The organism is Arthrobacter sp. ISL-48 (assembly GCF_018613805.1).
Taxonomy (GTDB): Bacteria; Actinomycetota; Actinomycetes; order Actinomycetales; family Micrococcaceae; genus Arthrobacter.
Genome location: NZ_JAGGPL010000002.1, coordinates 238897 through 251505, shown reverse-complemented (window position 1 = coordinate 251505; position 12609 = coordinate 238897). Strand labels below are relative to the sequence as shown.

The 12609-nt window shown below is 65.2% G+C and carries 10 protein-coding genes, 1 tRNA gene and 1 other RNA gene; 6 read left to right on the top strand and 6 right to left on the bottom strand.

The window, feature by feature from the left end:
- Positions 1-114 precede the first annotated feature (114 nt).
- Complete coding sequence (locus J7E83_RS03495; protein ID WP_214959082.1) at positions 115-492, bottom strand: MarR family winged helix-turn-helix transcriptional regulator; 378 nt, start codon at positions 490-492, stop codon at positions 115-117.
- 85 nt (positions 493-577) lie between these two features.
- On the opposite strand from J7E83_RS03495, the gene J7E83_RS03490 reads away from it, so the two are divergent.
- Both J7E83_RS03490 and J7E83_RS03485 read left to right on the top strand, forming a co-directional pair.
- The gene (locus J7E83_RS03490; RefSeq protein ID WP_214959080.1) at positions 578-2038 is read left to right on the top strand and encodes an MFS transporter; all 1461 of its coding nucleotides are present in this window, start codon (positions 578-580) and stop codon (positions 2036-2038) included.
- A gap of 95 nt (positions 2039-2133) precedes the next feature.
- Entirely contained in the window at positions 2134-3051 is a 918-nt protein-coding gene (locus J7E83_RS03485) for an oxygenase MpaB family protein (protein WP_214959078.1), read from the top strand.
- Between the two features lie 100 nt (positions 3052-3151).
- Here J7E83_RS03485 and J7E83_RS03480 read toward each other — a convergent pair.
- A tRNA-Ser gene (locus tag J7E83_RS03480) sits at positions 3152-3239 on the bottom strand.
- Positions 3240-3573: 334 nt separating this feature from the next.
- On the opposite strand from J7E83_RS03480, the gene J7E83_RS03475 reads away from it, so the two are divergent.
- From J7E83_RS03475 to recR, 4 genes are all read left to right on the top strand, one after another.
- Entirely contained in the window at positions 3574-3897 is a 324-nt protein-coding gene (locus tag J7E83_RS03475; RefSeq protein ID WP_214959076.1) for a hypothetical protein, read from the top strand.
- Positions 3898-3985: 88 nt separating this feature from the next.
- Positions 3986-4082, top strand: an RNA gene (gene ffs / locus J7E83_RS03470) — signal recognition particle sRNA small type.
- A 65-nt stretch (positions 4083-4147) separates the two neighbouring features.
- The gene (locus J7E83_RS03465; protein WP_214959074.1) at positions 4148-7285 is read left to right on the top strand and encodes a DNA polymerase III subunit gamma and tau; all 3138 of its coding nucleotides are present in this window, start codon (positions 4148-4150) and stop codon (positions 7283-7285) included.
- A gap of 80 nt (positions 7286-7365) precedes the next feature.
- Positions 7366-7965: a recombination mediator RecR gene (gene recR, locus J7E83_RS03460; protein WP_214959072.1), complete on the top strand. Its 600-nt coding sequence runs from the start codon at positions 7366-7368 to the stop codon at positions 7963-7965.
- Between the two features lie 451 nt (positions 7966-8416).
- Here recR and J7E83_RS03455 read toward each other — a convergent pair whose 3' ends face one another.
- From J7E83_RS03455 to J7E83_RS03440, 4 genes are all read right to left on the bottom strand, one after another.
- Positions 8417-9346 (bottom strand): isoprenylcysteine carboxylmethyltransferase family protein, encoded by a 930-nt coding sequence (locus J7E83_RS03455; RefSeq protein WP_311379570.1) that lies wholly within the window; start codon positions 9344-9346, stop codon positions 8417-8419.
- On the bottom strand, positions 9343-10236 hold the full coding sequence (locus J7E83_RS03450) for a choline/ethanolamine kinase family protein (RefSeq protein ID WP_214959068.1): 894 nt from the start codon (positions 10234-10236) through the stop codon (positions 9343-9345). The genes J7E83_RS03455 and J7E83_RS03450 overlap by 4 nt, the downstream gene beginning before the upstream one ends.
- Positions 10237-10306: 70 nt before the next feature.
- A complete protein-coding gene (locus tag J7E83_RS03445; RefSeq protein ID WP_214959066.1) occupies positions 10307-11440 on the bottom strand; it encodes an ABC transporter permease in 1134 nt (377 codons plus the stop codon).
- Positions 11437-12408 carry an ABC transporter ATP-binding protein gene (locus tag J7E83_RS03440; RefSeq protein WP_214959064.1) on the bottom strand — a complete coding sequence of 324 codons (972 nt, stop codon included), beginning with the start codon at positions 12406-12408 and terminating at the stop codon, positions 11437-11439. Before J7E83_RS03440 ends, J7E83_RS03445 begins: the two co-directional genes overlap by 4 nt.
- Between the last annotated feature and the right edge of the window lie 201 nt (positions 12409-12609).

Sequence of the window (12609 nt, the reverse complement as noted above, 5' to 3'; positions counted from 1 at the left end):
TCTCCCATAGGAACACACGGGCAGGATCCTGTGAACCCCGGATCCGGACGACTGCCGATAACTTGTGGACAAGAGTGCGTGTCCGCCGGCGGCTGCTCGAGCGGCCGGGCCTGCTCAGCCCAGGCTTTCCTTAAGGAGCGCACGGTGCACTGCCGCGGCGTTGGCATGCAGCGCACGCCCGGCGTCAGTCAGTTCCAGGTACAGGGAGCGGCGGTCCTCTGGACAGGAGCTGCGCGTCAGCAGGCCTGCCTTCTGCAGCCGGTCCACCACCTTGGACATGGCGCTCTGTGTCATCGGGGTGCGCTCCCCCAACTGCTTCATCCGGCAGGCAGACTCAACACTGTCGGCCACGAGGTCCAGGATTTCGAACTCGTTCAACCCAATATCGAACCGCGCCTCGAGCTCCCGGTCGATGGCGCCCGCCGTGCGGAAATAGGCGCTCTGGATATTGCGCCACTCATCAACGAGCTGACGGTCCTTAAGTGTTGCCATAGGGCGATTCTAGTCGAGGAGGGAAATAAAATCCACGTCATAATATGCCTTGTCATTCAATGACACGTCATATAGATTGGTCGCCATGACCTCACTCTCCACCCTCCCAAAGACCTCATCCGGCATACCCGCGCCAGCCGCGTGGACGCGTGCACAATGGATGCTGTTGCTTGTCCTCTGCACGGTGCTTGCCCTCGATGGGCTGGACGTGTCTATGGTGGGCGTCGCTCTTCCGTCGATCGGGCAGGAGCTGAACCTTGGCACCGAATCGCTGCAGTGGATCGTGTCCGCGTATGTCCTGGGCTACGGCAGTCTGCTGCTCCTTGGCGGCCGGATGGCCGACCTGCTGGGCCGCCGTCGGATTTTCCTGATCGCTCTCAGTGTCTTCGCTGCCGCTTCGTTGCTGGGCGGCCTCGTGGATGACCCTACGCTTCTCATCGCGACCCGTTTCGTCAAGGGCCTGGCCGCAGCCTTCACAGCCCCCACGGGGTTCTCCATCATCACCACCAACTTTGCCGAGGGCCGAGAGCGAAACCGTGCCCTGTCCATCTTCTCAACCTTTGGTGCCAGCGGGTTTTCGCTGGGGCTGGTGGTGGGCGGCCTCATGACCAGCATGAGCTGGCGCTGGACCTTCCTCGTTTCCGTTCCGTTCGCCGTCGCCGTGGTCCTTCTCGGTCTGAAGTACATCCCGCGTGACAATCCCGCCAACCAGGAACAGGACAGCGGCCACGACGTTTGGGGTGCCATTACGCTCGCCACAGGAATGCTGGGGCTCGTCTACACGCTCGTTTCCGCACCGGAAAAAGGTTGGGGCTCGGTGGCGACCATCGCAGGCTTCGCAGTTTCGGCCGCAATCCTGGCAGCTTTTGCCGTGATCGAAAACCGGGTGAAGCACCCGCTGATCAGGTTCAGCATCCTGAGAGAGGGGTGGGTAGCCCGGGCAAACCTGAGCGCCGTCGGCCTCTTCGGCTCCTACCTCAGCTTCCAATTCATCATCACCCTGTACCTGCAGTCCGTTCTGGGGTGGAATCCGCTGAGCATGGCTCTCGCCCTACTTCCCGCAGGCCTCCTGGTGGTGGCCACGGCGCCGTTTGCGGACCGTCTTATTGACAGGTTCGGAGCCCCCCGGCTCATCGTGACAGGCCTGGCATCGTTGGCGCTCGGATATGCCCTGTTCCTCCGCGTAGGGACAACCCCCGTCTATGCCGCCGACATCCTGCCCTCCGTCATCCTGCTCGGCATCGGATTCGCCCTGGCGTTCCCTTCCATCAACGTCCAGGCGACGGCAGGCATCCGCAACTCAGAGCAAGGGCTGGCTGCCGGGCTGATCCAGACCAGCACGCAGGTGGGCGCCGCCCTTGTACTTGCCGTCACCACCGCGCTGATCTCGGGCCAGGGGCATACGGCAGCCCAGGCCCACGACTCTGCAGCAATGCTGGCGCAATACCGTCCGGGGCTCATTCTCAGCGGCATCGTTGCAGTCGCCGCACTCCTCATCGCGGTGGCACCGTCCCGCCGTCGGCAGTCGGCTGTCCCGGCGGGCTGACCAGCCGCCCCAACCGGCCGCCCTGATCAACCGGCACTGATCGTTCGCACGGGCCAGCCTGCCTACACGCGTAGGCAGTGCGCAAGAATAGGAACATGCGCAACCTCCTCGGGGAATGGCAAGGTGAACTTAAGCGGGCGTTCACCGGCAGCTCTGATGCCCTGCCCGACTGGGTTCCACGGCTGGCCGAAGGAGACGACGCCGGCTATCACCTCCCCGGCTCGGCCGTCTGGGCAGTGCACGGCTCCATGCCAACCATCGTGGCCGGTATCCGCACCCTGCTGATGCAGGCCCTTCATCCTGGCGCCCTCGCCGGGGTCCATGAGCACTCCAACTTCAGGGAGGATCCACTGGGCAGGCTGGCGCGGACCATCCGCTGGATCTTTACCGTCACCTATGGCTCGAAGGCTGCAGCAGAGGAGGCCTCAGCCAGGTTGCGCCGTCTGCACGACCCTGTCCAGGGAAGCTACAACGACGGGCACGGAACGCCGCGCAGCTACTCCGCCAACGATCCGGAGCTGGCCCGCTGGGTTCACATCGCTTTCCTGGACGCGTTCCTTTCGGCCCACAAAATCTGGGGCGGACCCATTCCTGGCGGGCCGGACGCCTACGTCAGAGAATGGGCGCAGGCGGGGCGGCTGATGGGGGTGGAAGACCCGCCGCTCACGGAGGAGGACATGCGCCAGCAGCTGGACCGTTGGTATGCCAGCGGCGAACTCCTGGCCGACGGCCGGGTCGTTGAGACCGTTGCCTTCATCCGCAACCCGCCGCTACACCCGCTCCTTCGTCCCGGCTACCGGATCATGTTTGCCGGGGCCGTCTACAGCCTGGAGCCCAAGTACCGCCGGATGTTGGGGCTGACGACACCGCGGCTCGGCCCGCTGCCGCTCCCGGTGAAGCTGACCACCAAGGCGGCCCTCGGCGTCGTCCGCCTGGCGCTGGGGAGCAAGGGCCCCAGCGAGCTGGCGGCCCGGAGCCGGCTCCGGAGGCTCGGATATCTGCAGGGGAAATAGCCGGCCCGCGCTGCCCGGAAAAACCCCTGCACTGACCAAAAGCTATTGTTCGGTGAATGCAAAAACCCGGTCCTGACATTGTCAGGACCGGGTTTTCGGCTGGCGGAGAATGGGGGATTTGAACCCCCGAGGGCGTTAACCCAACACGCGTTCCAGGCGTGCGCCATAGGCCGCTAGGCGAATTCTCCAGCTGCTTCCGAATCAAAAGCAGATACTAGAATACCTGAACTTCCCGGCATCACCCAATTGGGCGGCAGGGCCACACGCTCGGGGGTGGAGGCGGACTCTGCAGTCCGCGCATTAACGCCAAATGGACGCCCCCAATGCGTCCATTCCACGGTACACATGTTGAGCTGCCGGGTCCGGCCCTCCAGCCAGGCCCCGCAGCTCACAATCTTGAGATTGCCCCAATCGGTGTACATATCCATGATCGTGCCTGGCAGCCGGATAAGCAATGAAAACTGGACACTCTTGTATCGCCTGGACCATTGGCTCACCGGCCCTTGTTGGCAGGATGGAGGCATGACGCACCTGCATACCCTGGTGGTTTACGTGCCCACGTCCCATACGGACGCTGTCCTGGCGGCCATCGGCGACGCCGGTGCAGGCCGGATCGGGAACTATTCGCATTGCTCGTTTGTGACCGCCGGAACCGGCCGCTTCACGCCGCAGGCCGGCGCAACTCCGTACCTGGGCGAAGTGGAGAGGCCCACGGAAGTGGCTGAGGACCGGATCGAATGTGTGGTTGAAGCGGAAACGCTCGACGCCGTCGTGCTGGCTTTGCGCACCGCCCACCCTTACGAGGAGCCGGCTTTCATGAGCTGGCCGGTAGCCGGCTGGCGTTGAACTCAGCCGTCCGGGTTGCCGCCCGGGTTTGACCTGTGACCGGATCCACCCGGTTTCGGGGCCGGTCAAAAGTTCGGGTAAGCTTGCTGACGGCCCCTCATGTGGCGTCATCCTGTTGAACTCCCCCAGGACCGGAAGGTAGCAAGGGTAAACGGGCTCTGGCGGGTGCATGGGGGGTCTTTACTATTCCCCACTGGGCGACCACCCGCGAGGATCATGATTGTCGGCCCGGATTGGTAGGGTTTTCTCTGTGACTGTTACAACCGCCCTTTACCGCAGATACCGTCCGGACTCGTTCGCAGACGTTATCGGGCAGGAACATGTCACAGAGCCGCTGATGACCGCGCTTCGCAAAAACCGCGTCAACCACGCGTACCTTTTCTCGGGCCCACGCGGCTGTGGCAAGACCACCTCCGCCCGCATCCTGGCCCGCTGCCTCAACTGCGCCCAGGGTCCCACCGATACCCCATGCGGGACCTGCCCCAGCTGCGTTGAACTGGCCCGTGGCGGCTCCGGATCGCTTGATGTCATTGAGATCGACGCCGCGAGCCACGGCGGCGTCGATGACGCCCGCGATCTCCGTGAGCGTGCCACTTACGCCCCGGTCCGTGACCGGTACAAAATCTTCATCATCGACGAAGCCCACATGGTCACTTCGGCCGGCTTCAACGCCTTGCTCAAGATCGTGGAAGAGCCGCCGGAGCACATCAAGTTCATCTTCGCCACCACGGAGCCGGACAAGGTGATCGGTACCATCCGCTCCCGCACGCACCACTACCCCTTCCGGCTCGTTCCGCCGGAGCCATTGATGGCTTACCTGGAACTCCTGTGCCAGCAGGAGAACGTGCCGGTGGCCCCAGGGGTCCTGTCCCTGGTCATCCGTGCAGGCGCGGGCTCCGTTCGGGACTCCCTGTCCGTACTGGACCAGCTCATGGCCGGCGCAGGGCCAAGCGGCCTCGACTATGAGCTGGCTGTGGCCCTTCTCGGCTACACGCATGCCTCCCTGCTGGACGACGTCGTGGAGGCGGTCGCCGCTTCCGATGCCGCCACCGTGTTTCGCGCTGTGGACCGGGTCATCCAGACCGGCCATGACCCGCGCCGTTTCGTCGAGGACCTGCTGGAGCGCTTCCGCGACCTCATCATCGTCCAGGCCATGCCCGAAAGCGCCCAGACGATCCTGCGGGGCATGCCGGCAGACCAGATCGCACGGCTCCAAATCCAGGCCCACACTCTGGGAGCCGCTGAACTTTCGCGCGCCGCAGATGTCACCAACACAGCGCTGACAGAGATGACGGGCGCAACCTCACCGAGGCTGCACCTTGAACTTCTTTGTGCCCGGATCCTGCTGCCAAGCTCGGAGCAGACCGAACGCGGCATCGCCGCCCGGATCGACCGCGTGGAGCGGCGCCTCAATTACGCCGGGAACGACGTCGGCACGCCCCCGGCCGCGGTTGCGGCACCTGCGGGGGCGGTTCCGGCAGGTGCGGCCCCTCCTGCGGAAGCGCCCCAGGCCCAGAGCCTACAAGTGTCCGGGGCAGCACCGGCGGACGAGACACCCCAGCCGCGCCAGGCATCGCAGCCTGGCCCGGTGGCCCAGTCGCCCGGTACACCGTTAACCACCGGGGCGGACGAACCCCGCCAGCCGCTGACAGCCCCTCGGGTCAGCACCGCGGACTGGCCGGTGGACGAACCCGGAGCAGCCCGCCCTGCGGCTTCCCCCCCGGTTGAAGCACGCCCGGCACGAGGCCCTGTTGCGGCATCAACTGCCCCCGTGGAACCGGCCCCTGTGACACCGCCTGCTGCCCAAAGAGCCGCACCTGCGACCGAAGCCACAGCCCCTGCCGCCGCTGCTCCTGCACCCGGCGCCATGGGAGACGTCGAGGTCCTCCGCCGCGCATGGCCGGAGATCCTGCAGACGCTCTCCAAGATCAAGCGCAGTACCTGGGCACTCGTGGAGCCCAATGCCCAGGTGGGCGGCTTTGACGGCCAAGTCCTGACCCTTGCCTTCAGCACCACCGGCCTGGCCGGCGCCTTCGGCCGCGCGGACCATTCCGAAAATCTGCGCCAGGCGATCCATAAGACGGTAGGTATCGACTGCCAGATCACGGCAGTCGCCAGCGGCACCAACAGTCCAGCGAGCGCTGAGCCAAACCCAAAAGCGCCAACTAGCACGGAGGCCACTGCCACGTCGGCGGATGTGGCCTGGGGACTTGCCCCTGCCAGCGGATCCGCCGCCCCGGACGCCGGTGCCCAGGGAAACCCCGCGGCACAGAAGCTGGCGGCGCGCACAGAATTGGCCGCCAGCCCGGACGCGCAGCCGCAGTCCGGGACTGGAGGGCAGCCGTCGCGTACCCCAGAACCGGGCCCCAGTGAACCAAAACCGGCAGATCAACCCGGGGCAGAGCAAGGCCGGGCAGAATCTGGGGTCCGCCCCGAATCACCTGCAGTGGCCACTGCACTTGGAGCCGCTGCATCCGGGGCCGCTATTGGTCCCGGTCAAGATTCCGGCGCTGCCGGCACGTACGCCTACTCTGATGACGACTGGGGTCCGCCCCGCGACGAAGACGCCCCGCCGCTGGAGGAAGAACCTCCCATGGATTGGGACCCCTCAGCCCGGGTTGTGCCGTCCCCCAGGGCGGCTTCCTCTGGGAGCGCCGCGACAGCTGCCCCAAGAGGCCAGGCAGGGGTGTCCGGTGCGGCTCCGGCCACCAGTACGCACGTGCCGTCTGCCCCCGCAGCACCAAGCCCAGGCGCGTCGCATGATCCGTGGACCCGTGCCGTTGAGCAAGCACCAGGGGTGTGGGTCATCGGCGCCGAGAGCAACCTGGGAAGGAGCCCGGCCGGTCCCACTCCTGAGCAGGCACCGGGTCCGGCAGCCTCGGCACCGGCGTACGAACCTGCCGCTGCCCAAGTGCCGGGCCGCGCGCCAGAGCACGTCTCTGCTCCCATTGGCAATCCCGAACCGGACCTGGAAAGCGACTGGGGGCTTCCTCCGGTAGCCAACCCCAAGCCTGTGCCCCAACCAGTTACTCCTGCGCCCGCCCCAGAACCGGAACTGACCAGAGTGCCGGTCTACGCTATGGCATCCTCGGCTCCCCAGGCTGCGCCTCCCCAACCTGCACCGGCCGCATCGCCGTCGGCGGCCGCCGCCCGGCAGAGCCTTTACCAGCGTCTGTCCAATAGCCCCGAAGCTGAGGCAGGTCGTGCGAAGGCGCCGGCCCGTGCCGTCGCGGCCAGTGCCACGTACGTGCAGGACATCCCCAGCGCCGACGATGAAACCATCGAGGAATCCGGAGTCTTTGGACGCGCCGCCGTCGAGCGTATTCTGGGCGGAAAGCTGATCGAGGAACGTTCAATGGACGGAAGCCCCCTTCCACCCCGGTACTGAACGCGCACCGGGTGCTGTTCTGAGCGCCACACGGTGGCCGCTGATTCACCCATCATCCAAGCCAAGCTAAAGAGGAAAACGTGTACGAAGGTGCAGTCCAGGAGCTGATCGATGAGCTCGGACGCCTTCCCGGTGTGGGGCCAAAGTCCGCGCAGCGCCTGGCGTTCCACATCCTTGAAGCCGATCCGCAGGACATGAAGAGGCTTGTGGAAGCAATCACCACCGTGAAGGAGAGGGTGAAGTTCTGCACGGCCTGCGGCAACGTGACCGAGCATGAGCTCTGCAACATCTGCAGGGACCCCCGCCGCGACCCTGCCATCATCTGCGTGGTGGAGGAGTCCAAAGACGTTCTTGCCGTGGAGCGCACACGATCCTTCCGTGGCCGCTACCACGTGCTGGGCGGAGCCATTAATCCCATCGCCGGCATTGGGCCGGAACAGCTGCGCATCCGCGAACTCCTCACGAGGCTCAACGACGGCGCCATCCAGGAAGTCATCATCGCTACCGATCCCAACCTCGAGGGTGAGGCGACGGCCACGTACCTGGCCCGGATGCTCAAGTCGATCGGCATCGCGGTCACCCGTCTCGCGTCCGGCCTGCCGGTGGGCGGGGACCTGGAATACGCAGATGAAGTCACCCTGGGCCGGGCCTTCGAAGGCCGCCGGAACGCCCTCACCTGAGACGCCTGGACATCATGCCCGGTAAGAGCATCGCACCGATTTCGACGGACCGGCTCACCCTCCGTCTGCTGACCCGTTCTGACGCCGAAGCTGTGCACCGCTTCCGCGTCGGACCCGGTGGCCGTCAGGTTCCTGTCCCACCAGGCCCTGACTCCCGAAGAAAGCAGTCTCCGTCTGGATGAGGTAGTGGAGCAGAGCGGGACATCAGCACAGTCTTTGCCGGCGTCTACGAGCCCAACGTCCCGTCCGTGAAGCTCCTGAAATCCCTAGGTTTCTCGCCGGACCGCTACTTTCCCCCAGAACAGGACAGGTCAGGCAAAGGCCTTCCTTCGCTGAGGTTCAGGCTGGACAGGCCGCCAGCGTCATCCCCGTGACCTGAGCCGGCGCCTGCCCGAGGAGCCGCTAGGTGTATTACCTACGGAGGGCGAGGCAAAAGTTTGCCAGCGGGCGTCTACAAAAGGGACGGCGATCGTTGGGCCTTCGGTACTTGGGGAATCCAGCAACGCACCGTCTCGCGGTATCGCTCGAATTCTTCGCCGAACCGTTCCTTGAGGTCGGCTTCCTCAAGCGGCCTGACAACGTAGTTCCATACCAGCGAGCCCGCTACCGCGTAGGCGACAACAAGCCACGACCCCAGAATGCTGCCGACCGCTGCGCCCTGGACAATGCCCGCGGCCGCCATCGGATTACGGATCCAGCGATACGGACCGGCGATGACCAGGCGGTGCGGCATCGCCGCAGGCAGCGGCGTGCCGCCTCCCAGCGTCGACATCACGGTTGCTGACCAGATTCCCAGAGCGCTGGCAAGGACAAGAACCGCGATACCCGCAGGACCTGCCAACGTTGGAAAGGGGAGCGCCAACGCCCAGCGCTGTTCGAGAAACGCGATGGCATAAGGAATCACCGCCAGGAAGAACCCCCAGAAGAGGACGATCTGCCCAAAGGTTGAAACCACATGGGTCGCAGCGGCCTGTCGGATGGCGGCTGGACGGAAGGCAAACGGCCCGCGGATGATCCATGCGGTCGGTACGCGTCCAAGCAACAGGACGCTGAGCGCGGTCAGCGAACCTGCGCTGGCGGCACCCATGCAAAGAACGCCCCAGCCCGTTTCGGTGGTGATCGTGGCGTATACCGCCATGGCTGTGGCTACGACACACGTCCAGCCCGCACTCACAACCGCGGCAGCCCTGACGCCACGTGCCGCCACGGCCGAAGCCACCACGAACAGCGGAATGTCGAAGACCGCCACGGCAACCGGATCGAGATTCCCGAGGGTCACCTCACGTACCACTGGCGACGTAAAAACCGCGATCCACCAGGAGACCCCGGCAATCGCCTGCAGGGCGAAGTAGGCCCGAGCCCACCGAACCAACCCCGTCACTGACTCAACCATTCGGCGGGCGCGTTCTCCAGTCCGGCGAACATGTCGCTGGCGTGCCTTGCGAAATCAAAGCCGCCGTCGCTTCCTCGAGCGGTATGCATCGCAAGCGCCCATGCACCCTCAAAGAGTCCAATGCTCCACCGCGCTTCAGCGAGTCGATGCGCGCCGCCAGGGAAGCCGTATTCCTCGAGCAAGGCATGTTCACCGTCGGTATCAAGATTTGCGGCCCGTGCAACAGTCGCAAGGTCAAACATTCCGTCGCCAGCGCCGGCGAACTCCCAGTCAACAAGCCACAAGCGGTCACCGTCGTCGATCACGTTGTTAGGCCACACGTCATGGTGGGTGAGAACGGGCGCCGACGTTTCTCCTGCGCGGGCTCGCCGCAGAATTGATTCGAGGCCATCCGGCACGCGCGCGCCGCGTGCCGCCGCGCAGGAGAGCATCACTTCCACCCTGTCGGAGAGCGTCGGAAGCCCACGCGGTGCCGGTACATGGGAGGCTCGAAGCAATCTCGCCATGCGTCGCACCCCGTCGTCGTCAAAATCGGCATCACTGAGCGTTCGACCTTCGACCCAGTCAAGAAGAAGCACGCCGTTACCGGCATTGGCTACCGCGGGCGACACGCCCGCCCGCGCCGCGGCCAGTGTAGCGACAGCTTCCTGATCACGGTCTTGGCCCAAAGTGTTCGCCGGCTGTCCGATCCTCAACGCCCAAACCCGCGATCCCGCAGAGACCCGCCACAACTCGTTATTCAAACTCTGCCCCGCCGCGCGTTCGAGCATCACGTCCGCATTTTCAAAGCCAGGGATCTCTGCAAGGGCTCTTCGCGCGGTGGAAGTCATCGATTCAATAGGATCCTGGCGGAACTCCGCCCCGTCGGCCGTCGGCATGGTCAACATCCTTCCACGAACGCCCCGCTCGCCAGGTCAAGGAGTCAGGCGAAGCCGGGGCGCCGGTTGGCTAGGCAATGCGGGTGCCGCGTGCCAGCCTCCGGGCCGGCGTACGCAGAGACCGCCAGCCAAGCCACATCAGCAGGCCGGCCAACAGCAGTTGCAGCCCCAGCCCCAGCGGCCACAAGGGAGTGGCCTGCCCCAGATAGCGCGGCTGGGCTTCCCCATTGGCGCACGTATGGGTCCGGTCGGGGCCGGCCAGGGCGTAACGGGCTCCCTGGCTGATATTTTCGATTGCCCCCACGGAGGAATAGCCCAACTGACGCGTCCTGTCCGGATAGGGAATGGCGTCCGCCACCACCACATAGGGGTTCATGGCCAGCAGCCAGGCCACACGCTCCGTGTGCAGGGCGGGCTGCTCCTGGAGCGGACCCGAACAGGTGTATTCCGGTTCGGCCGGGCCCTGCCCCAGAGGCGAACTCTCCCTGTACTGCGCCTGGTTTGCCATGACGGTGCCCTGGGTGAGCCCGGTGCCCAATCCGAAGGAAATCAGTGTGCCGAATACCAATCCAGCCACCGCCAGATAGGTAACCACAATCGAAAACAACGGCCGTCCGGCCAGCGCGGAAATCCCGACGCCCACGGCGCAGACAATGCCGACTTCAACAGCGAGCATCAGCAGCGCCACCAGGACGTGGCCCGGAGTCATGCCGCCGAGTGCCACGCCAATGACCAGGAACGGCGCGCCGGCGACGAGAAAGGCCAGGGCCGCGGTCCAGGCGGCGAAGAACTTCCCCCAAAGAATCTGGCCTGGTCGGAGCAGAGTTACCTGCAAAATCGCGAGGGTCCCTCCGGCACGGTCACCGTTGACGGCGTTCGCGGACAATGCCGGTGCCACCAAGAGGGCGAACAACAGGACAAACGCCAGCACTACCTCAAAGATCATGGACCCGGGACCCGTAACTTCAGCGGGCGCGTAGTCCGAGAAAGTGCGTCGGGCAGCTTGCGAGGCATCCCAGCTGGCCCAGGTCAGCCAGGTCACAAGGCCGGTCAGGAGGAACCAGACGGCCAGCATTATGTACCAGCCGCGGGACCTCAGCCGCTGTTTCAGCTCCAGCACAACCACGTCCCAGATTCCGGCAAGATAGCCAGCGGCGGGCACCGGGCCGCCCGGGTGCTTCCGGCCGTCGGTCAACTGGCTCATCGCCGCTCCCCCTCAAGGTTCATGTATGTCTCTTCCAGTGCGCCCGAGGCCGGGGCGAACGAACTGACCCCGACGCCGGCGAGCACCAGGTCGCGAAGGAGGCGGGCGGCGTCGTCGTCGCTGAGCAGCATCAGGCTGACCGCCGGCCTGCGGCCGTCCTCGATCCGAAACGTTAGGCCCAGTTCGGTGAGCTTGGTGCCCAAAGCCCCGCTGTCCGTCGCCGAGATGGCGTAGCGCCGGCCGGAGGCTGCTGCCTCTTCCGTGGTCTGCTGCCTGACGGTTCGGCCCTGGTTGACGAAGACAGCGCCGTCCGCAATCTCATCCAGTTCACTGAGGACGTGCGAGGAAACAACGACGGCTTTGCCTGCAGCGGCAAGCTGCCTCAGCATGGTCCGCAGCTCAACCCGGGACCCCGGATCGAGTCCGGACGCGGGCTCATCGAGCAGCAGGACCGATGGGTCATGGATGAGCGCACGTGCCAGGCTGAGCCGCTGCTGCTGGCCCCGGGACAGCACGCGGGCCGGCTGGTCTGCGAGGTCAGTGAGGCGTACCCGGTCAAGCATCACTGTAACGCGCTCGGAAATTCCAGCGGCAGGGAGCCGGTAAAAACGGGCCATCTGCGTGAGGATTTCACGGGTAGTCAATGACTCCCAGACACCCAGGGTGTCCGGCATCCAGCCGACCCTGCTGCGCACCTCGGCCCGGTGGCGCAGGGGATCAAGCCCGCCCACGCTGATGGTGCCGGAATCCGGTGCCAGTAGCGATGCCAGCATGAGAAGCAGCGTGGTCTTGCCTGCTCCGTTGGGTCCGATCAGCGCCGTCACTTTGCCCGCCGGAGCGTGAAAGTCCATATGTTCGACGGCGTGCACCGGGCCGAAGCTCCGGCTGACCGCCGACGCCGTTATGCCGTCCGAATTGGCGCTCACCGGCTCTGCCGGATCGCCCGTCACATCGTTAATCAACGCCATTCTCTGCGCACCTGTCCCCCAAGTATCTGCATGCATACTGACTATGCGATCGTACGCCCGGGCAGCTGCCCTCGGGGTCCACCACAGGGCTGATATTCGGTCACAATTCAACGCCGGACGGAAGCCGACGATAAACTGGGCAGACAAGTCACGCCGTCGCGCCCCAAGACTGCCTGGCCTCCAGAACTCCGATTGATCCAG